Source organism: Pedobacter aquatilis, assembly GCF_032678405.1.
GTDB classification, from domain to species: domain Bacteria; phylum Bacteroidota; class Bacteroidia; order Sphingobacteriales; family Sphingobacteriaceae; genus Pedobacter; species Pedobacter aquatilis_A.
Window position 1 is genome coordinate 495,360 of sequence record NZ_JAVTSJ010000004.1, and the last position, 22,204, is coordinate 517,563.

The following is a 22,204-nucleotide window of genomic DNA, read 5'->3' on the forward strand; positions in this document are numbered from 1 at the left end:
AATAATATGTATGTCTATAATTGCTAAACCACAGGCAATAAAAAAAGTTTTAAAAAAAAGCAGGCATGTCCCACCATGCCTGCCATAAAGCTAAACCAATACAGATGTTAAAAAATCTAAACTGGTAACAATTGATCGGCCCACATTGTTTTCAAAAAAAAAGTAGCCCCCAATCGGAAGGCTACTTGTAGGTAATGTTTAAAAAGGTGAATTGATAACACCCGATTTTTGGTTTTGTTTTAAAAAAAAGCAAAGGCTAAAAAGGGTTAAATAAAACAATTAATCATTTAATACCACTCAGAAAAAAAAGGAGCAGGATATTGCCGTACAAGCCCCCTCCAGAATCAACCAGGGAAACATCGGGTTCCTGATTGATAAAAAATTGACTAAACTATGCAAACTATGCTGATCTCTTTATATAAAGCAGGCGCCTTTTAAGCGCCTGCCCTTCAAAAAACAAAACGATATCTATCGTTGGGATGATAACCCGCTTAAAGCAACTGAGTTACCCAATCCTCCCGAATGACTAAGATACAAAATATTTTCCAGGGAAATTCCATAATAACCCATTATTAATTTACCGCTTTCCATGTTCAAATTCCAGCTCAGCTGGAAACAAAACACCAGTAAAAGCGAAAAGAGCCTATCCAATTGGATAAGGCTCCTTTCACAGCTGCAACAGATAAGGCTACTATCAAACTTTCCTAAAAAGAAAACCCCCTTACTAAACAGCTTAAGTCCTAAAGACTCAGCTCATTCTCCTGCGCCTGACTTTTTCCTTTACCTTTTTCTTTTCCTTTCTCCTGACCCAGCCCATTATCCAGCGAAACCTCGACCTTCAATTCTTCCCGCTTTACCGGCTTTCCCGAAAGCTCATAAAAATTCAGGTTCATATACCTGGGCACCGCCTCGATGCGTAAATCCTTCTCCTGCCCATCAGCCCCCTTCACACGCACGATCGGATTATTCCCATTCTGCAATTCATCCACCAGTTTCGCTGCTTTATCCTTGGTACCCATCTCCACAATATCATAGCTAGCCAGCTCCTTTTTCAAATCAAAACCATAACCTTCACCAAATTGCTTCATCGTGTAATTACCATATTTATCCTTAGGCTGGTCAAACTGGTACTGGCTCCAGGCTGCATACTGTTCACCGGCCCTGCTTACCATATCTTCGCGGAATACCGCCCGGCCCTGCAACATATTCGCCGCCTGTTCCACCGTAAAACCTTTTCCTCTATCCACATAATGCGAATTACGGATAATAGGCGAATAATAGGCCATCCTGAATTCAGGCGCTACATAATCAACCTTGCCATCTTTCATCGTGGCCAGCACATCCCTAAAAGGCATATCCTTATCCGAAAACTTCCCGGCCGCCAGCTCATAATCGCTCGTCTGAGCCTTAAAGAAATCCATCGCCCGAACCGCACTGTCAAACTGCTTAGTCTTTACCTCCCCATGCTCGTCTGGCCCTGTCACCAGATACTTATGATCCGGCGCTAATTCCTTCGCCGTAGATTTGGCTACCTCAAAACTGTTCAGGTAATAATAATCCGACTGACCCGATTTTTTCATGTGTACCGTCAAATCCAGTTTCCCCTTATCAGAAAACAATTGACCCTCCACCTCAAACTTTTCCACCCCTTTAGCCATCTGGCTTTCAGCAGCAGTAATCATATGGAGCGGCAACTTCAATGCAGCCGCCTCCAGTTTAAAATTTTCTAAAGAATTCTTGTTCATATTTTTATTTTTAAATTCAACTAATCCCATTGCTTTCTCACTCATCGCTCGCAGCGACTCCACATCTCTAATCATACTACCCACCAGTTCCACTGACACTTCTTTAGGAAAATAAAGCAGCTCATGCACCATTGGGGTAATAGGCACCATGAGCGCAAAACCCGAGAGGCGAGTAGCACCCTTATAATCCACATTCACCAAAAAGCCCACTTTACCCTCCCCAAACTCCCTAAACACCGGCCGCTCCGGACCTTCCCCAAACCGCACCAGATCCCTGATCTGCTTTTCCAAAAACGGCTCATACAATCCAATACCCTTGAGCTCAGAAAACACCTGCAAGATTTCCTTTTCCATCCGTGCTTCCACCACAGCCACATCTATCACTTCCCCTAAATCCCGCCGAAAAGAAATCCGCATCAGCGATTCAAAGAAATCCGAAGCATCCAAAGAAACCCTACCAGCAAAATGCTCTTTACCCAAGAACTCAATCTCCACCTCCCGCACCAGCTCAAAATCAGCCGCCTTATACAATCCAGAATGCTCCGAAAAATAAACCTGAGACATCCCGACCCCAAGCCCGGAATTGAGCATCTCCACCGTTTCCAGTAAATCCGCCCGATTAAACTTCATCCCCAAAATCAGCGTTTAACCGTATTATCCCGAAGCAATAGCGGATAACCCGCCCTAAGCCGCTGCGAAATCCGGCTCACCTTTTTATTCAACAGTGACCGCGCGGCATCGAGTCCTGCTCCAGCGAGCTGCGTGCCTAAATCAAAACCCACCACACCTATTCCACCAGAAGCCGACGAAACGCCACCCGCTACCGCATCATGCACCAGCGCATCCGGCGCATTAATCCCCACCATACCATCACGTCTGTCAAAGACCGTTAACTTCACCGGAATAATAGAAGTTCCCAAACGGATGTTCTTAATCTCCAGATTCAGCCGCTGGTTAGAAAAATTAGCCAGTCCATACACCAGATGCCCCGCAGGGATCACCTGACCGGACACCACCATCGAATCCACCAAACGAAGTTCCACTACTGAACCCTGCCTTAACCTTTGATTTACCGAAACCACGGCCGGCACGGCCTTAAACTGACTGTCTACACGATTACCAGCAATCACTCCATCACCGTTTCCTACCCCTGTACTCTTATCCTTCAATAACTGCTCAGCTAAACCCGGATTCTGCAAGGCCAGCAGCTTATCCATCATCGTCCCCAGCTGCTCTATTTCCGGGTCAGCTTCTTTTGCCGAACTCATGCTTTTCATCAGTTTTTCCAACCGGTCCACATCTTTTCCGATAGGGACTGTACCTGCTCCAGCATTAAACTTCGGTGAAACACCAGAACCCGAAACCGCAGGCGCAGGGGACGAAATCGCCTCATTTATAGAAGCCAGTTTTTCATTAATCTTCCGCGTCTGTTCATCCTCCGTGCGGCTCAACCCAAATCCCCTCACTTCACTCGTCACCTCATTCTTTGCTAGCCTCGCAGAATCCCGTTTAGCCAATTCATAATAAGCCATCTTATCCACCGGGTCTTTTTTTTCCAGTTTAGCGCCCGGCAGCGCCATGTTAATGCCCGCTTTCGGCGCCGCCTTTTCATCAGCCGAGCGCTTCCAGTAATACCAACCATAACCTAAACCAATAAGCATCACCACCAACAAAATGCCGAGCAATACCTTCTGGCGCGCGGACAATTCTATCCGCAGTCGCCCTTTCTTTTTGTTTTCTACCATAAATATTTATTAATTGAATAATTGATTTATTAAACTGCTTCCCAAATCAGGTAAGCGCAGTAAAGCCCGAAGACCACACAAAAGCAAAACAGCCAAATTTTCCATCGTAAGGCAGACCAAGAAAAAGTGTAAGCATTAAGCTTGTCCGCCACGCGGCGCTGGAAGCGTAGCAGCGAAGCTGCAATACGCGCCGCCAGCTTTTCCTGCGCCGGATTCAGCTCCATATCCTTACGCCTAAACCGCCTCATTTGCGACCCAAACCACTAGGTAAATCTCCATTTTCCAGCGTCTCCCAGTCTTCAATCAGAAAGCCATGGGGATTATGGTCCGTCTGCGTTTGCAGTACGCGCACCTTGCCGCGCGTCACCAATCGCCTAAGCACTGTAGAAGAGGAGCGAACCAGGCGCTGGGTCGCATAACACACAAATGCATATGGCGCCTCACTTCCCAACTGAATTGAATCCACTTCGAGCGATAGCGAGATGTTTGCTGAAATCAGATTATTATAATAACCCGCCTCCTTTAAATTATCATAAGCACGCTTCGCAGAACCATCTGCCAGGTAAAATGCCTTAGTCACCCCAGCTGCAATCGACTTTTCATCCGGATCGAGCGTAAAAAAGTCCTCATGAAAGGTGCGGATATGGTCACGAAGCTCTACCGCCAAATTCTCTCGCCGCTGGGAAGCGAGCGCTTCCAGCACTTTCCCGTTATAAAGGATATACACCCGGCCTTCAGCCACTTTTACCCTGGTAAAACTCCAATACACCACGGTTGCGCTTACTAATACACAAACGATAAGAAACACAATACTAAAAACCTTAATGTGCTGAAAAGCACGGTCTATATTTTTTAACTGTGAAAACATCTGTTCTTTTTAAAATACCACCACCATTGAAGGAAAGGGTGCGCAACTTTTTGCCCCCACAAACCTTAGCCGCCCTCTGATAAAGCGGATTTCTTTAACCTTGTTATAAATATGCTCATGAAAATAAGTCGTGCTCGTTCTTACCGGTATCAATAACACCACCAGCGTATCCTTCTTTTTAGCTTCCATTGCGCATTTCGCCACCCAGTCCGCAATTGATTTCCCGTAAGGCGGGTTACAAAATACCCGCTCTCCTTGCCAGTCCTGTTTAAGTCCATCTTGGGCAGCCGTATAATACTTCGCGCATTTCGCCGTTGCCGGAGTGCAACAAGGATCCAGCGTAAACCTGAATTCTAGATTTAAGGCTTCAAAAAACGCTGGAGGCGTTTCCCAATCCGTTTTTGCTGAAGAAAATAATACAGGGGATACCATAGACTAACTTTTCCCTCCCGAAATCCTGTCTTTTAAATAATCATTTTCTTCCCCTCCAGCTTTATCGGTATTCATCATTCTGTACTGGTCGCCCAGTGCATCTGCCGCCATGCCGCCAGCCGCCATACCCATACTGCCCATGGCGGCCGCGCCGCCCACAGTCAATGCGGTTACTTTTTGTAGCATCGCATTTCCGCCACCTGCATTCACCACGTAATTCGCAATACCCGGAACGGTAAAATAACCCACAATTCCAATGCACATAAAAACAAGATAACCAGCATCGGTAGGCGAGAAGAAAGTATCGCCAGCATCCGAGATTTGTGAGATGTCTATTTTTAGCATATTCTCCTGTATTTTGCCTAGTATCGCTCCAAAGATGTTGGCTATCGGCAGCCATAAAAACACATTCACATATCGCGCGAGCCATACGGTGAGCGAATGTTGGAAACCATCAAAGACCGCAAAACCAAATACTAGTGGTCCAAGAATAGCCAGCACAATTAAATAAAAGGTCCTAATCGTATTAATGCAAAGTGCCGCTGCGGCAAACAATACCTGCAACACCTCACTCATCCATTGCTTAATGTTGTTTCTAAAGTTATAGCTCATCCTGTCCATTTGGAACTTAATATCATTCCCTAGTCCCTCAAACATCCCTTCCTCGGTCCGCTCTGGATCTTTAGGATGGGTATAACGGTACCAGGCCCGGTCATCACCCGTTCCCGATTCCCCTACATACATTTGCCATTGCTTGGAATTTTTTACCGCCACTTCCTTTTGCTTTAGTAGTGCCGCGACCGCTAAATCCGAATTTTTCACCATCGCGCCAGTGGCCGAAGAAATAGGGGACAGCACTCCATTCATTACCCCAATGACTGAGGGAAAAAGGATAATGGCCAGTCCCAGTGCAAAGGGGCGAAGCAAGGGATAAAAGTCAATCGGCTCGGCGTTCGCCAAATGCCGCCAAACTCGGGATGCGATATACCAAAGCGCCCCAAATCCAGCCAGCCCCCGGGCCACGCCAATCAGCTGCGAACACATGGGCAGCATCTCTGAATAGACCTGCTCCAATACCGGCTGCAAGCCAGTAATGCTTCCCGCCACCCCTTGCCCAAAGGAAACAAAAGGGCAAAACAGTCCCATAACGGCTAAAGACAGCCGCAACAAACGATTCATTTTCATAAAAAAAACTTATTGTTTAAAATAATCCCCCAGACTACGAATCTCCTGAACCTCGCGCAGCCTTTGCACCTGGAGCACCGAATTCTTACGATTAAAAGTCCGCAGGAACACCAATTTATCCTGCATCCCCGCATGTATCCGGTCAATGGAACTTAACCGCTCTTCATCACTCATGCGCAGGGATCCGGCAGTTATGGCCATCGCCAGTTCATCCAGATGATCCAGGCTCTCTGAAAGCAATTTCCCATACACCGAAGAAAAATAAGATAGCTCCGAAGGAGAAAATACCCCAGCAGTAGAAAACCTCGAAAACGCCGACCGATATTCCACCACCAAATCCTTTTCAGCGGCAATCACCTCTGAAATCTTATAGTACTTCCGCACCTCCGGACTCACGAGCCACAACCCATTCAAAAACACGTCATGCAAAGAGAAATTTCCTTGCGCGATATTTTTTACCGAATTATAGCCAGTGGAAATCACCTGATAACCTTTTTTCATGTCCGCGAGGATATTTTTCAGCTGCGAGAGTTTCTCCACATTCAGCAGCAATTGTTCGGCTTCCGCGCTTTGCGCGAGAGCAGAGCGTACGCTAAGCAAACACAACCCAGCACTTAAAATCCCCCACATCAAAACCCGCAATAAAACACACTTAATCCAACCCATAATACCTCCTTAAATTTTCCAAAGCATCACTTTCAATTTTTTTGCTTCGAAGAAGCGTGCCAACATCCGCCGAAAATTTCCCGATAAAAGACTTTTTATCGATACTCCTGTGGTATAGCCTTTCCAGCCGCAATAGCCGCTCATCATCCGACAAGTCCACATTCCCGGAAACCACAATCCCAAGCAATTCTTCCAAATCTGAATAACATTCCCCCAGCACCGAAGCACAAACCGAGCCCAAGTAAGCCGCCTGCACGGCATCCAGTCCAGCCGCGGACCGCAATCCCGCAATCATACGCACCACATCTGTCTGCATGAGCAAAATTTCTGCTACTCTGCTATCACCCTTAACCACCGGGCTCACGAGCTTTAATCCAGAAAAAAATGCATCATGCAAACCCAGTTCTCCTGACGTAATCCCGCGGACCGTTTCTAGCCCTGAACCCACTAACTTATAGCCCTGTCGCCCATAGTTCAAATACACCTCCAGCGCGGCAATCTGCTCTAATAAATACCGCTTCTGGGTTTTCTTTTGCGCAAACCATTCCGAAAACGTTTGCGCGCTGGCTGAACCCACAAAGCCCACAAAACCAACCAAACAAAAAACCAGCAAACGAAACAACAATACCCTAATCCATCCCATACAGCTCCTTTAATCTTTTAGTTTCCAAAACCGATTTACTGCGCTGAATGCTCATCACAATACAAGCATCATTAAAACCCTTCAAATCCGAAAAATTGGCCTCAATTTTTTCTGCTGCTACATTGATGAGCTCCAGTCTTTTGCTATCTGACATTGAAGTTGCAAAACTGCTCACCACGGTAAACACCTGATCCAGGTTAGCAAGACTCTCTTTCAAAATCCCCTCATACACTTCCTCCATATGCAGGAGTTCTGTTGCTGAAAAGTGCTTATCTTTTTTAAATAGCGCCAGTGCCCATTTATATTCCTGCAAAATTGCCCCTTGAGTGCCCACTAAGTCCCGCACGCGCTTATAACCTGAAATGATTCCCTTTACCTTAACCAGCTCCTGATAATAATCCGCATAAAGCTTTCGCTGGCGCTCGGTCCAGTCGGAAATCTCTTCCAGCTTTAATTTGCTTGAAGCGTTTTCCAGCACCTTCTGCGCATTCTGCAGCCATATCGTCTGGTTTTGCAGCCGCTGGACTTTTAAGTCCACGGCCTTGATCACCTTTTTTACCCCGGCTTTGATTACTTCGGCTATGGCCAGCTGCGCGCTTACCGGCGAAGGCAGCGCAGTCAGCAGTACCGTCGCCGATAGCGGCAACACCACCATATAGGTCCTTAATTGCTCTTTCATAAAACGCAAACCCCTTCTCATTTTCCTGCAACCCTTTCATACTTTCGCCTGCCCACCAGCAGCTCACTTTCCGAAGCATTAAAAGAAATCACTTTACCGTTTCGGCTTTCCAGCAGCGCTTCGCGCTGCGCGTCCCATAGCGCTGACCACTCTTCCTTTTCCCATTTCCATGGCCCAAACCCGCTAGCTTCCCGCAAACGGTAACCGGTCCTGCGGTGGATAAAAAACTGCGCTCCAGCAGCTTTTTCCACCACCAATGTATCCCACGCTTCACTCAATTCCCCAACCGTATGGTTCACATACATGCCGGCCATGGCCGGCTGGCTTTGCCCGCACCCAAAAAATGCGCAGGTCAACACCACTACAAAAACGGCAGCGAGCGATAGCCTCAAGCCATCCGGCCGCCCAAAAACATTCCAATTCAAATGCTGATTCATATCCAAAAAATTATTGATTAAAAAATAGACCCCTCCTAAACCGGCACCAGCACCCCGAAGCGGATATCCGCCACCAGCGCTTTTAACCCCAGTGCTACCGAACCAAACCTGGCCGCATAGTTCGCCACCAGCACCTTTTCCCGCTCTTCAGTGGTATAGGCATAATATTCCAGCATCGATACTTCGGTGCGGAACACCTTGGAATGCCCGCCGAGCGAGATAAAGACCTCTTTGTATTTCAGCTTAGCATCATTCGCCCTATTCATCGAAAGCGCCAGGCTCTTATCATGCTCAGTCAGTCCCAGTAACTCCTGCACCACTTCAAACTTGTTTTGGTACTTCGACTGATCAAGCAATATCTTACAGTCCGAGTTATTGATTATCGCCTGCTTGACAATAGGAGAGGAGACAATGTCTTCGATTTCCTGGGTCACCACAATCGGTTCCCCAAAGAACTTTCTAAACGTCTTATAGGCATACTGGATGTATTCCGCCATCCCGGATTTGGAAATGCTCTTCCAGACTTCTTCCAGCAGCAGTACCTTTCGCACCCCGGATAACTTCCGAAGTTTTGCGATAAACATTTCCATAATAATCAGCGTCACCACCGGAAAAAGAATTGGGTGGGACTTGATCGTATCAATTTCAAAGACAATAAAGCGCTTGGACACCAAATCCAGGTTTTGCCTCGCATTCAGCAGAAAATCAAATTCCCCACCCTTATAATAGGGGTTAAGCACATATAAGAAATTATCGATATCAAAATCCCTTGGGTTGACCTTCCCGTCCCGCAAAACCAAAAGGTAATCCGAGAGCAAAAACTCATAAAAAGAATTAAAGCCCGGGAAAACCCCAACATTCAACTCCAGATAACTGTAATATAGCGTCAGCGCATTGGAAACCGCCACGTACTCTGCCCTCGAATAACCCTCATGCTCATTTTTCCATAGCGCCAGCAGCAGTGTTTTGATGCTCTCCTTTTTCTCCGTATCCAATACCTCGCCATCCGCTAAAAAGAAAGGATTAAAACAAATAGGCGAATCAGCGGAATACGTAAAATAATATCCCTCCACCAGTCCGCATAACCCTTGATAAGAATGCCCGATATCCACCACCACAATATGCGCGCCCAGCTCATAATAGCTCCGAAGTAAATGATTGGTAAAAAAACTCTTCCCCGAACCCGAAGGCCCGATGATAAACTTATTGCGGTTAGTCGTCCAGCCACGCTTCATCGGCTCATCCGAAATATCCACATGCACCGGCACCCCAGATAACCTATCACTCAACCGCAAACCAAAAGGCGATAAAGAGGAGCGGTACGCAGTTTCCAGGTTCAAAAAGCAGCAAGCCTGCTCTGCAAAAGTGTCAAAACACTCATTCAACGGAAAATCCCCTTCATTGCCCGGCATGCAGGCAAACCATACCTGAGCCGCCCCATCAGTCTCCTGCTTGCACACTGCATCTAACTTCGCCATCGCAGAAGACACCTTATTCCTCATTTCCGAAAGTTCAGCAGACTCCTCACTCCAGCACAAAACATTAAAATGCGCCCGAACCGGAAACCGCTGCTGTACCACCGCCTCATTTAAATAATCATTCACGCTGTCTCGAGCCGCCGCATTCTCTCTAGAGTACGCCGACAGCGACTGCAATCGCAACTTCTTCGCTTCCAGTTCCTTAATTCGAAGACCAGCGTCCCCCGTAAAAATAAACTGGTTGTAAATGTGGTTGCAATCCAGACCCAGTCCCAAAGGACTGGCAAAACTCACCGAATACTTCGCCCTATCGGTAGAATACTTTTCCTCATCAATCCTACTACCACAAAAGGATGGAAGCTCCGAACTATCCGAGAGCGTATACAGCTGGCAATGTTTATCACCCACCCGAATCCCGTCACGCAGGTGCACATCTCGCAGCACATTCCCTTCACCCGGCGCTAACAAAAACAAATATTTTTCCAGTATCCCCGGTGAACTCGCTGTCCCCGAAAGCTCCTCATCCCGAAGCCTGACCAAAGAAAATAAGCCACTATCCAACAGTATCCGCTCAAACGCCCCAACGGCCGAAAAAAAGTTCTTCAAAGAAACTTCATCCGCTTTCCCCACCGGCGCAATACTCTTGCGCAAAATATTACTGTAAGCCGAGCTCGCGGGTTTCCTTCCTCTAGACAGTAGCGTTAAAAACACATAGCAGCTGTGAGCAAGAAACGGCCTTTCATTAAAATGCCCTTCCGAAGCAAAAGCCAGTGGCGACCCCAAATCAGCTGCCTTTTCAAAATCTCCCTTAACCAAACTCGAAAAAAAGTAATCCGCCTTATGAAACACCACCCCCGAAGGCAATACCCTTATTGCCCTGACAAAAGCCTGCTGCGCCGAATCAAAGCCCGAAGCCGATAACGTTCCGGTTTCCGGCAGCTCTAGCCTAAAAGCCACCGTCACTTCACCCGCCACCGATAACAGGCAGTCATTTTCCACCTTCCATATCGGCATGATTTTTTCGATATCCATCATCGCCTGACCTGCCTTTCTGAATTGCTCTCAACCACCCGCAAACCCGTAAACACCCGGCGAGACGAAAAACGCAAATACCGTGGCAAGCCGCGGCGCGCCATAAACTTCCCCAGTCCATGCACCCCAAACCTTTTCGAAAGCCTGCCGAGAGAAAACACCAGTGCTGTACCCGAACCCAAAACCACCGGTAAAAGCACATATAGCGAAACCCCTGAAATGTACCCCACCGTAAAACCCAGCAAGAGTAACACCAATCCGCCCGCCAGATAACCAATATAGCTTCCTTGCAAGCCCTTAAAACTAATGGGCTTTCCTATTCCTTTATTCACCTGATACACTAAACTCATCTCCACTCGAAACTTAAATCCCAAAAAACGACTGCAGCACCGTTGCCACCACCACCAAAAATATACAGCTCCCAAACCAGGCCGCCGCCACTTTCGAAGTATCCGGTTCCCCCGCATTCCACTTCTGAAATACTTTCACTGCGCCAATCACGCCCAAAACCGCCCCAATCGCATACATCAGATTACAACCTGCATCAAAATAACTCTTCACCTTATTGGTCGCCTCATTAATCCCAGCCACCCCATCCTGACCATAAACTATCGCACAAATCAGCACTTGAAAAACCACCGAACCCAGCGCTACCAAACCCCTTAAAAACCCAAACCTTAAAACTCTACTCTTCATAAATCAAACCCCATTAAAACCTTAAACCAATCCACCAAACACCTAAAAAACCAACCAACCACAACTAATCCCAAAGACTCTCCAGTTCCGCCACCGATAAGAAGAATGGCACCTGCTCGCGGATAAATTCATCAATGCTGCTGCGCATCGGCAATGCCGCAATCCCGGGATAGCCTTCTCTAATGAGCCCAAACATTGAAAAGAAATCCTCCTTTGTTCCGTCCTTATCTGCCAGTACCTGGCAAAGGACCCTAATCTCCGTCTTGGCTGCCGTAAGCATTTCCTCTTCATCCAACCCCGTCTCACCCGAAAATCCAAACTCATCCGCCGAAACCTCCGCAACGCCAAAATCAGGCTTCGCTTTACCCATCACCGAGTAACGGTCCAACACCTCTTCCTCTAAACTTCCAGTATCGCCAGCTTCAACAGATTTCTCCTGCGGCAGTCGCTGGAAGACAAGCAGCAAAGCCGCACACAGAACCACCAGTCCAAACAGCCCATATGGACCCCATAAAAAATCAAAATAAATCATAAAAAGAAATGCTTTAGCCTCGCCGCACCCTTACCGCAAGGCAACAGCACAAAGTTTCAAAGGATCAATTGGCTCAAATCTCTACTAGATATATTCAAATGAATAAAGGAGATTAAATGAAGGTCTATTAAGATATTCATGCTAGAATTTGCGGTGTTTTTTTCCGGAGAGTGATTCCATTCACCACCTCAGGCAAACGAATCCTAGCGTTGAGCGATTGTTAGTTGGTATTGTAATCATTTATACCGCACCATTTGAAAATACAGTGAAACGAATAATTGGAAAGGTTGTTTTCATTGCCAGCCCAAGGGTCAAACAGAATAAGCGAACGCTAAAACCTTTTGACTACGCAAATTGTGTGGCGGCTTAGTTAGATTGATAGCTGCAAAATAATTATTCAGACTGATAAAAAATACAAAGCAATTGAGATTTGCAAAAAAAAAGTTTAAATTTAAATAAGATTTAAGTTAAGATGCCCTCAAATAAATATTACGATAAATCTGCTTCCATATTAAATAAGGCGGCATACTTCCAAACCAATAGCAAATGTGTTTTCATTTCCTATCAAAGCGACGATAGGACGGCGGCAGCGGCGATTGCTAATTTTTTCTTATATATTGGTGTAGATGTTTATTTTGATCAATATGATGGAGACTTAAGACTTCAATCACAAAAAGGCGACCCAAAGGTGCTTGTCGACGCCCTTTGTAGGGGTATAAATAACAGCTCACATATGCTCGTTCTCATTTCACCCAATACCCTGCAGTCCAGGTGGGTCCCTTTCGAAATTGGTTTTGGTTACGATAAGACCAAAGTCATCGCACTTTGCCTGAAAGGGATTCCGAAAGGTGGCCTGCCAGAATATTTGCGAACGGTGTCCATCATTCGCGATCTCTATGATCTCAATTATGATATTGGCAAATTTACCGGTAGAAGTGCAGATATTATGAAAGCTGAAAATTTAGGCTTCAGTGCCTTCAATACGCAACATCAACTTAATCAATTTATGGACAATCTTATTGTTGATAAAGCTTAGAAAATGAATAGAAGATGCTTTATATCGTGTAAAACAGAAGATTTTGACTTCAAGAAATTTATACTGGAAGATCTAAATATCAATATGATTGATAGATCGCTCAATGAACCAATTGATTCTACTAATGAAGAATACATCATGCGTGTTATCCGGAATCAGTATTTATCGGACTCCACTGTGACGATCCATCTCATTGGCGCAAAAAGCGCGGAGAATCTTGGCTGGGAAGAACAAAAGTATATTAAAAGAGAGCTGCAGGCTTCCCTGTATCATGGACCTGGTAATACGCAGAACGGACTGTTGGGCATTGTTTTGCCGAGCATGTATCACCAAATTTATGCAGGGGATATCACTTGCAATGGTTGTCAGGCTGTTCATAACGTGATTCGTCTAAATGATACAACGACCATTCGAGAATTTTGGCGTAATTATTACCTTCCAAATAACAAATGTTCCCACGCCGATCATGAGCGTTACTGCATTTTAGTGAAATGGGATGATTTTATTGTTAACCCGGAACATTACATCGAACAAGCCTTTTTGAAACGAAGTCAACCTATTGCAAATTATACGATTGTCAGACCTTAATATGAGTACAGCTAAAAAAACGTGTTTTGTCATCATCGGATTTGGACCAAAGACCGATTACGCCACCGGCCGTGTGCTGGACATGGATAAAACATTTGAAAACATCATCAAACCTGCCTTTGAAGCAGAGGGCTTCATCTGCTACCGCGCTTGCGATTTAACACATAGTGGAATGATTGATATTCCCATGTACGATAATATCCTTAAAGCGGACTTCGTTGTGGCTGATATCTCCACTTTGAATCCAAACGTGCTTTACGAATTAGGCATCCGTCATGCGGTGCGTAAAAATGCAACCTTGGTCATTTCAGAAACCGAGCTTGTCAAACCCTTTGACATCAATCACATTGTTATTGATACCTATGAACACTGGGGCAAAGGTATTGAATATGACGAGGTACTCCGATTCAGGGAATTGCTTCAGAAAAAAATTATCGAGCTGCAACAAAATCCGAAAACAGATAGTCCACTCTACAGCCTATTTCCCGAATTGAATGTTCCCACTTTCTCAAAAGTGGAGGTACAGGCCATCGAGGATAATATTAAAGATGACGGTTCGCTTTCTGATATACTTGGTCATGCAGAGGCCGCTAAAGCCGCGAAAGACTATAGCAAAGCGATCTCCTTGCTTGAACAGGCGCTGGGCCTGAATCAAGATAATATTCTTATCACGCAGCGTTTAGCGCTGATGACCTATAAGTCGAAACTGCCTGACGAAAAATCCGCTTTGCTTAAAGCAGCGGAAATACTAAAACCCTTGAATCCTCACCTTACTACAGATGTGGAGACCCTTGGACTTTCCGGCGCTATTCATAAACGCCTTCACGAAATAGATGGTGATTCAGATAACTTAAATCAAAGCACCTTCTATTATGAAAAAGGATTTTACATCGCATCTGATTACTATAACGGCATTAACCTTGCCTTTCTTTTCGAGCTCAACGCAAGTTTAGTTCAAGAAAGTGAAACCAGTATCATGTACCGCCAAAATGCCAAGCGTATCCGCAGACAGGTTAAAGAAATTTGCAATCACCACCAATCCGATACCAACTGGTCTGAAAGGGATGATAAAGATTGGATTCTACTCACCCTAGCAGAAATTGCTTTTGCTGAAGAACAATTCGATGAGGAAAATGTATTTATCGAGCAGGCGAAGCAACTTACCGATGGTGAGTTTGCCATTAGCTCTTATCTCGAACAACGCGAAAAACTGGCTCAAATTCTTCGAAGGACAAACTAACCACATGCCGAATTAAGAACTCAAAATAGAAATCAAGAGGCTTACAGTATGCATTTATTATGAATATTTATCCAACACTACTTCCATTGGTTTAGAGAAATTAATTAGTTCATCTTATGATTAGCCTCCACATCCCAGAAATAAAACGAAATATTGAAATCGTTCAAAAGTCGCTTGAAAAAAACATTTCGCGCAGGGAAAGTCAAATTTCATGGGCTAAAACTTCGCTGATTTTGTTTGGGTTAATAGGGACAACCTATTTTTTGTATTGTATAATAACGGTAGTATTTTTGGACAAGGACCCTTGGTTACAAAAGTGGATTTTTTTTATCATTGGCTTTATTACTTTTGTTGCAAGTCTGACTGAAAAGAGAAACACCGAAACGCTCGAAGGTTGGTTATATCAAAAACGAAAGAAAACAATCAAGGCCAATGAAGATTTCGAAAATATTTTAAATATCCTCGGTGAGCACAAAGATTTCATTCTATACCTCCGTGATTTTGAATCTGGTCTACACGAAAAAGCTACTCCCATACCCGGTGGTGGTGCATCCGGTATCGCAATGCCTGCAATCTGGCCACGCAGCGACTTCGGTAAAAGCAGCACAGCGAAATGTTTTTCTTTTTTTTCGGCCGGATATCCGGTGATCATGCTCAACAACACATCTGAAAAGACAGTTTTACCAGATGAATCTCTTTTAATCTATCCTCCAGATGAACTTTGGTTTGAAACTTTCCAATACCTCGCAATCTGCGCCAAATATGTTGTGATTGATTTCTATACACCGAATTTAGCCGATTTCGAAACATCGAATATTTCCAAAGGCTTTTGCATGGAACTTGAGACACTTATCGCTTTAAATGAAAAGAAATTGATCTTCACTGGCAGCATGAAAAGTTATGAATCATTGATTCAATTTGCGCCTCCGCTTCACTCACTAATTTTTTTTCGCATTGAAGATTATGCCGCGCAGGAGTTTACAGCCTTTAAGCAGGCGGAAATTTTTTATCATGGCAAATAATGTCTCCAGACCAGGTATTCATTTTCCCTTTTAACAACAAACTTATTTGAAAAATTTGTCGATTAATAATCAATCTAGGTAATTCATCAGTACCAATCTTTCAAAACTTTGAAGAACCAGTACCATAGCTTATAAATTAAAATTAACCCTCAACATGGAAAAACCCTCTATTATATTTGAACTTGAAGCTGAGCTTGGTTTTGAGCTTAGTCATGGCGGCGCAGTTAACAAGCACCAATCCTGCTATTATACTTTAGATAAGTTAAGTCGCGTCTCTGGTTTAAGCTTCATCAACATCGAGCGAGACATTGATTGGCGTGTTCTCGACAGTTTCACAAGTTTAAAATCGCTAAAAATGAGTGATTGCAACTTGAAAAATATTAATTTTTTGAGCAGCTTGAATACGCTCGAAGAATTGTATCTGAGTTTTAATGAAATAGAAGATATATCGCCATTGCGGGGGTTGAGGTCGCTTAGAACCCTCGATCTCGATGCTAACAAAGTCAAAGAGATTTCGACCATTCCAAAAGGAATTTCAGTCCTGCTTCTTAACCAAAACCAGCTCCGAGATTACAGTTTCATAAGCCCTCTAATTGGTTTAGTCCGGTTAGAAATCTCCAATGGAAACCTTGAAAATGTTGATTTTCTGGCACCTTTGAGAAACCTGGCCAAACTCAATTTATCTGTTAATCGTATCGCCGATATTTCGGTTCTTGCAAAGTTGAGAAAGCTCAGTAGCATTGATCTCAGTCACAACAAGATTTGGGATATTTCCGCCCTCAGCACCACGACATCTTTGACCAATATTAATCTTGATGGCAATACAATCAAGGATTTGAGTCCGCTGCTTAAAACAATTCGACGACCTACCAACCCCTTACGAAACCTAAGCGTAAAAGGCACCCCATTAACAAGTCCACCATCGGAGATCGCCGATAGGGGTAAGGTCGAAATCAGAAAATGGTTTAACGAAAATAACCGCTACGCCAGAAAGCTAATCAATGAAAACTTAAAAACGAAAGCGCCGATTCTGGATCTGGGTCGTTGCGGATTAACCGATTTAACTGAGGTTCCAGAGCTCTTCAATTGTACACATTTAAAAACTTTAATCCTTTCTAACCAATGGAAAAATCCCCAAAACAAAGAACCGATATTTCTTTTGTCGGCTAATCGTCAAACGCCTAATAATATTTTTTTTATTCCTAAAGCCATAAAAAAGCTCAAAAACCTTGAGACACTTATCTGTGGAGGTGATTGGGAAGTCGAGATAACAGATCTTTATTATCCAGTACGCTGGCGTATCAGAGATATATCAGCTTTAGCCACACTGAAAAAGCTTCAGTACTTAAATTTGGCCAATAACCAACTCAGTGACGTCAAAGTTTTAACGGAATTGGAATCGCTAAAAGAGCTTCACTTAAATAATAACTTAATTCAGTCTGCTGATTTGCCTGACGGCCATGCTAATCTTGAGACTCTCTACCTCAGCAATAATCAAATCAGTTCGGTTGAAGCACTGAGCGCCTTTCCCAAATTAGTAACACTGGATCTTCATTCCAACCGCATTGAGAACTTATTACCGCTCAAAGCGCTAATTATGAAGTTAGACCTCGAAGATAGCGCTTGGAAAAGCAGTACCATTTGTGTGGCTAATAATCCTTTGATTAACCCTAAAGCGGAAGTGGTCAAGCAGGGGAAAATGCGCGTATTAGCATACTTTGAGCAGGCTGCGGCAGAGGAGCGGGTGAATATACCGTTATTTAAAAATAACGAAATCAAAATCGTGCTGGTCGGAAATAGTGCCTCTGGAAAAACCACTTTTGCTCATTGGCTTAAATACAGCAATTTTGAGCCTCGTATCACCAGTACCCATTGGCTGGAAAACTCAACATTTATCCAATCCATTAATGGCCGCGATTTTCGCGTTCGTCTTTTTGATTTCGGTGGACAGGAATACTACCATGATACGCACCACCTCTTTTTTACCGACAGAACCGCTTACTTGGTTCTATGGGATCGGAAGGAAACTGAATTGCAAGTTTCAATGGTAGCTGAGGCGCAACATTTACCTTTGACATTCTGGCTGGATTCAATTGACTATCACCTCAAAAAGAAAACGCTACCATCCATCGCCGATATGCTTGCAAACTACAAACAAGCAGATAATGGTAACATTGTGCTCATTGAGGAACCTGATATGCATCTCCATCCCCACTTTAGCAACAATTCAAATGCAAACCAACAACCTAATATCATTGTTGTTCAAAACAAAGTGGACCGCAAAGCTGATCAGCAATTTTTAAATCAAGAACAGTTAGTTAAAAGCCACCCAAGGATTTACGATTTTATTAATATATCCGTAAAAGAAGACCGGAACTTGACAAGGCTAAAATCGATGTTAGCGGATATGATTTCTGATTTGGACTTTTCCGGTCAGGATTATCTGGGCACTTGGGGACACATCAAAGAAAAGATTCTCGCACTAGAAAATCCCCAACAGCTTAGCATCGTCGAATTTCAAGCATTCTGTAATCGACATATACAGGAGATACCATTGCTAAATTCGATGACAGCGCCTGAGATAAGTACCGTGTTGTTTAATGAGGAAGACACCAAGAGTTTTGCGCAGTACCTCAACGATATTGGGGTTCTACTTTATTTTCCTGAAGATCAGCTGTTAAGTGGAAAAATTTTCCTCAATCAAACCGAAGTAATTCAAAATATCCTGATTGTGTTACAGGGACTTCATGAAAAACGTGGTGAATTTGATATCCGTCATGCTCAAGAAAAATTGAGTGCTTTAAATCCAGAGAAGGTGAGCGACATTCTGGGCCTCATGATTCACTTTAAAATCATATTTAATCATCCAGTAAAGCAAAATAATTATATTGCACCACTTTACCTGCCGAGGAAACCTCAGCAAGGCATCGATTTATTTCTAACCGCTTTTCGAAAACCTGTATATCGTTTTGAGTTTAAAGGCTACATTCATAAACATGTAATCTTGGAATTTTTTCAGCAATTCGGGGCTCAAACCCTTTTCGAGCCAGAACAAGAGTCACTATATTATTATTGGCAAGATGGCATTATCATCAAAGATGACTTGGCGGGCCAGTTGGTCATGGTACAGTTTCACTATATTCAAAAGGGGGTAGATTTCCCCTACATTGACATTTTTTGTCTGGGTGAGGGACATAGCGGGGAATTACTCAAAAAAGTCGTTGATTTTCTGGAAAAGCTTAATCGATATCGAGCGGTAACACTTTTGGTCACCCTCGATGGCCAGCATTTCGTTCCGCTGCCCCTGATCCACAAAAATGAGACTGAAAACCAATGGATTTTCACTTACCAGGAAAAATACTATCAATTACGAGATTTTAAGGCCTATTTGAAACACCCAATCAAGCGTAAAAATATATTCATTTCCTACTCCTCTGTAGACATCCAGCTCTTAAAAGAACTACTTAGTCACCTCAGCGTACTTGAAAAAACCGGTCAGATCAGCATCTGGCATTGTCAAATGCTTCAAGCGGGCGAAAAATGGGATGATAAAATCAAAAAACAACTCCGCGATGCCGATGTGGTTATCTTTTTGGTCAGCAGCAATTTTCTTCAATCGGATTATATCTGGGACATCGAAATCAAAAGCACCATTGAACGCGAAAGCAACGATAATTCCGTACGTATCATACCCATTATTGTACGCAGCTGCGACTGGGAATCCTCACCACTTAGCGCGTACAATACAGCACCCAAAAAGGCACAAGTCATTACCCTGGCTGCTGATCGTGATCAAGCTTGGACTGAAGTCGTTAAAAAAATTAAAGCACTTGGAAATGAAGAGTTAAGTTAAGCCAAATTTAAGTAACCTTTACTTAAAGACTACGGACCCACTTAGGCTGTCTAGGGCTATTAGTCGGAATAATCCCTCGCAAAGCTAAAATAGCACTAAGAAGTTGTTAACATTGTTAAATTAAGAGTTTTTCTTAGTAGATTGAAGTTGTGATTAATTGATTATCAATGGAAATAATAGACGCTTTCATCTCTTATACCCATCAAGATGCCAGTTTAGCGGCTAAGAGTATTCAGCATAGCTTGGAAAATTTGGGCAAACCCTGGTATAAAATTAGGCGAGCACGCACGATTTACCGAGATCAGACCAGTCTTCCTGGTGGTGGTAAAATCGCCGATAAACTTCAACACGCAATTCAGCAATCTAAATATTTTATACTTCTGGCAACGCCAGAAGTCCTTCATTCCAACTACATCAACTTAGAATTGGAAATTTGGTTTGCCTCACACCAAGCATCAGCAACCGACAACCTTATTATCCTGTTGCTTGACGGTGAAATCGATTGGGACCCTATTCAAAAAGACTTCAACTGGCATAAAACCAACTCTCTACCAGAGTTGCTTGCTGGGAAATTCGATAATGAGCCATTGTGGGTTGATATGACAAAGCATGTTTACCGTGAACAAAAGCAGCTACAATTACGTAGAAATAACAATAGTAATTATGAACTTGCTAAAGTAGTTGCTTCTATGACCGGTAGAGAACCACGGGCTATCGCCTCCGCAGAAATTCGCAGAAGCCGGCAAATCTCCCTAGGGTTAATCCTCGCATGTCTACTCGTGATAGCAAGTATTAGCGGCTTTTTGTTGATGTTAAAGCAAAGGCATACGAGCACTAAATATGCCAAGTCGAAAGCCTTAACTGCTGCAGCAAATGCAATCAAAGAAAAAAACATCAGCAAAGCATTAATCCTTTTTGCTTACGCCTACCAAGCAAATCAAAATGCAGTTAACTTCAAACAGCTTGATGACTACTACCAAACAAACCTTGTCCATGGCGATGTATTCGATTCACATTCGCCAAGCTTCTACAGGAGAGTGAAATTCAACCCTTTCTACCGGCAAATCAAGACTGCAGATACCCCACTTGACACCAATTATGATCCGGTAGGTTATTTCCAGTATTTTGGATTCCTTGAAAAAATGCATCAATATTATACCCTCATTAACGATAGTGTACAAGTCTATTCCCTCAACAAGAAGCTACAAAAAATCATCCCCTTACCTTTTAAAAGACCTTTCCGCGGTATCAATGGTATTCAACCCGAAATAGTTTACTACCTATTCCCAAAAAAGGATACGCTACTTGCAGCTTATGACATCGCAAGCAATCGATTAAAGCCAATATTGCTACGAAAAGACCTTGACACTTATCCGGGGCCAGAAAAGGATTCCCTTAAGACACTTTTTTTTCATACCATCAGATTGCAGGTGTCTCCATCTGAGAATGGTCGATACCTACTTTTTTATAAAGAGAAAAACATGGGGGAAGGTAAACAGTTGCTTGCCTTGATTGATGTCGTCAAAAGAAAACTCGATCACATTTGGCTCAATAATCCAGATGAAAGCAGGAACTCGTTCTTTAATGATAGCTTACTGATTAGCAATGACGCAAAGAAACTTATCAGGGTAGCTCATCCCGATAACCAAACAGAGCATAAACACTATTTCTATTCACTGGGTAAAACACAAAAAGTTCTGCCTTTAATAAATATCGATATCGAGGGCGATATGTTGCCAGAATTGCCCACTTATTACCGATGGTGCGCAGATTCGAATCATTTCATCTTTGGAACCGAAGGTGGTCGTGTAGCTTTTTGTTTCATTCCACAAGCTCCAGCTGCCAAGTCAGCGTCGAATCAAATTGCTAGACAAGACCAATTTATAAGCAAAATCTATTCTTCACCCAGTCAACAAATCAGCCAAATTACAGCACTAGATTATTCCAAAGACCTGATTTTTGCCGGCACCAATAGGGGCGTGCTTGATATCTTCTTGAACCAATCAAATCTTCCAAGGAGCGTGTCACTAAGCATAAATGGTTTTTCAAATTTACTAAGTATACAGCTACCCAGTGATTACCCGGTGAAAAAAATAAACTATGAAAGCAAAAATGGGCTTCTCTATGTGCTTTTAAGGAATGGGGAAATCTATCAGCTCAATACTCATCAGCCGCTGAAAAAGCTTAGCCCGAATCTTACACTTCTGTTTTCACAGCTTTTCAAGCAACTTTACCTAGCTGATTTAACGATATCGGAAAAAAAGCAGTTCAAGATTCCATAAACCCCAACAAAAAGAAGAAAAAGCAGTTATATGGACACTAATGTC

General features: G+C 43.7%; 20 protein-coding genes. 6 read left to right on the plus strand and 14 right to left on the minus strand.

What is annotated here, in order from left to right:
• Positions 1-740: 740 nt before the first annotated feature.
• The 14 genes from R2R71_RS13635 to R2R71_RS13700 all read right to left on the minus strand — a co-directional run bounded on the left by R2R71_RS13635 (position 741) and on the right by R2R71_RS13700 (position 12,138).
• Positions 741-2,375, minus strand: coding sequence for a hypothetical protein (locus R2R71_RS13635; RefSeq protein WP_316831828.1), 1,635 nt, complete (start codon positions 2,373-2,375; stop codon positions 741-743).
• 8 nt (positions 2,376-2,383) lie between these two features.
• On the minus strand, positions 2,384-3,490 hold the full coding sequence (traM, locus tag R2R71_RS13640; protein ID WP_316831829.1) for a conjugative transposon protein TraM: 1,107 nt from the start codon (positions 3,488-3,490) through the stop codon (positions 2,384-2,386).
• Between the two features lie 29 nt (positions 3,491-3,519).
• Positions 3,520-3,714, minus strand: a complete 195-nt coding sequence (locus R2R71_RS13645) for a hypothetical protein (RefSeq protein ID WP_316831830.1) — start codon at positions 3,712-3,714, stop codon at positions 3,520-3,522.
• Positions 3,715-3,734: 20 nt separating this feature from the next.
• Positions 3,735-4,358 (minus strand): conjugative transposon protein TraK, encoded by a 624-nt coding sequence (gene traK / locus R2R71_RS13650; RefSeq protein WP_316831831.1) that lies wholly within the window; start codon positions 4,356-4,358, stop codon positions 3,735-3,737.
• A 9-nt stretch (positions 4,359-4,367) separates the two neighbouring features.
• Positions 4,368-4,790, minus strand: coding sequence for a DNA N-6-adenine-methyltransferase (locus R2R71_RS13655; RefSeq protein WP_316831832.1), 423 nt, complete (start codon positions 4,788-4,790; stop codon positions 4,368-4,370).
• A gap of 3 nt (positions 4,791-4,793) precedes the next feature.
• Positions 4,794-5,975, minus strand: a complete 1,182-nt coding sequence (gene traJ / locus R2R71_RS13660; protein WP_316831833.1) for a conjugative transposon protein TraJ — start codon at positions 5,973-5,975, stop codon at positions 4,794-4,796.
• A gap of 9 nt (positions 5,976-5,984) precedes the next feature.
• Positions 5,985-6,641: a TerB family tellurite resistance protein gene (locus tag R2R71_RS13665; protein ID WP_316831834.1), complete on the minus strand. Its 657-nt coding sequence runs from the start codon at positions 6,639-6,641 to the stop codon at positions 5,985-5,987.
• Complete coding sequence (locus R2R71_RS13670; protein ID WP_316831835.1) at positions 6,628-7,284, minus strand: hypothetical protein; 657 nt, start codon at positions 7,282-7,284, stop codon at positions 6,628-6,630. The genes R2R71_RS13665 and R2R71_RS13670 overlap by 14 nt, the downstream gene beginning before the upstream one ends.
• Positions 7,271-7,963 carry a conjugal transfer protein TraI gene (locus R2R71_RS13675; protein WP_316831836.1) on the minus strand — a complete coding sequence of 231 codons (693 nt, stop codon included), beginning with the start codon at positions 7,961-7,963 and terminating at the stop codon, positions 7,271-7,273. The genes R2R71_RS13670 and R2R71_RS13675 overlap by 14 nt, the downstream gene beginning before the upstream one ends.
• Positions 7,964-7,980: 17 nt before the next feature.
• Complete coding sequence (locus tag R2R71_RS13680) at positions 7,981-8,400, minus strand: hypothetical protein (protein ID WP_316831837.1); 420 nt, start codon at positions 8,398-8,400, stop codon at positions 7,981-7,983.
• A gap of 35 nt (positions 8,401-8,435) precedes the next feature.
• Positions 8,436-10,913 carry a TraG family conjugative transposon ATPase gene (locus tag R2R71_RS13685; RefSeq protein ID WP_316831838.1) on the minus strand — a complete coding sequence of 826 codons (2,478 nt, stop codon included), beginning with the start codon at positions 10,911-10,913 and terminating at the stop codon, positions 8,436-8,438.
• Positions 10,910-11,377 carry a DUF4133 domain-containing protein gene (locus tag R2R71_RS13690; protein ID WP_316831839.1) on the minus strand — a complete coding sequence of 156 codons (468 nt, stop codon included), beginning with the start codon at positions 11,375-11,377 and terminating at the stop codon, positions 10,910-10,912. Before R2R71_RS13690 ends, R2R71_RS13685 begins: the two co-directional genes overlap by 4 nt.
• Positions 11,274-11,606: a DUF4134 domain-containing protein gene (locus R2R71_RS13695; RefSeq protein WP_316831840.1), complete on the minus strand. Its 333-nt coding sequence runs from the start codon at positions 11,604-11,606 to the stop codon at positions 11,274-11,276. Before R2R71_RS13695 ends, R2R71_RS13690 begins: the two co-directional genes overlap by 104 nt.
• A gap of 64 nt (positions 11,607-11,670) precedes the next feature.
• Entirely contained in the window at positions 11,671-12,138 is a 468-nt protein-coding gene (locus R2R71_RS13700) for a hypothetical protein (protein ID WP_316831841.1), read from the minus strand.
• A gap of 472 nt (positions 12,139-12,610) precedes the next feature.
• On the opposite strand from R2R71_RS13700, the gene R2R71_RS13705 reads away from it, so the two are divergent.
• The 6 genes from R2R71_RS13705 to R2R71_RS13730 all read left to right on the plus strand — a co-directional run bounded on the left by R2R71_RS13705 (position 12,611) and on the right by R2R71_RS13730 (position 22,159).
• A complete protein-coding gene (locus R2R71_RS13705; protein ID WP_316831842.1) occupies positions 12,611-13,174 on the plus strand; it encodes a toll/interleukin-1 receptor domain-containing protein in 564 nt (187 codons plus the stop codon).
• Positions 13,175-13,177: 3 nt separating this feature from the next.
• The gene (locus R2R71_RS13710) at positions 13,178-13,762 is read left to right on the plus strand and encodes a TIR domain-containing protein (protein WP_316831843.1); all 585 of its coding nucleotides are present in this window, start codon (positions 13,178-13,180) and stop codon (positions 13,760-13,762) included.
• Position 13,763: 1 nt separating this feature from the next.
• Complete coding sequence (locus tag R2R71_RS13715) at positions 13,764-15,002, plus strand: tetratricopeptide repeat-containing protein (protein ID WP_316831844.1); 1,239 nt, start codon at positions 13,764-13,766, stop codon at positions 15,000-15,002.
• Positions 15,003-15,118: 116 nt separating this feature from the next.
• Positions 15,119-16,024: a hypothetical protein gene (locus tag R2R71_RS13720; protein ID WP_316831845.1), complete on the plus strand. Its 906-nt coding sequence runs from the start codon at positions 15,119-15,121 to the stop codon at positions 16,022-16,024.
• A 154-nt stretch (positions 16,025-16,178) separates the two neighbouring features.
• A complete protein-coding gene (locus tag R2R71_RS13725; RefSeq protein ID WP_316831846.1) occupies positions 16,179-19,877 on the plus strand; it encodes a leucine-rich repeat domain-containing protein in 3,699 nt (1,232 codons plus the stop codon).
• A gap of 167 nt (positions 19,878-20,044) precedes the next feature.
• Positions 20,045-22,159: a toll/interleukin-1 receptor domain-containing protein gene (locus tag R2R71_RS13730; RefSeq protein ID WP_316831847.1), complete on the plus strand. Its 2,115-nt coding sequence runs from the start codon at positions 20,045-20,047 to the stop codon at positions 22,157-22,159.
• The last annotated feature ends 45 nt before the right edge of the window (positions 22,160-22,204 follow it).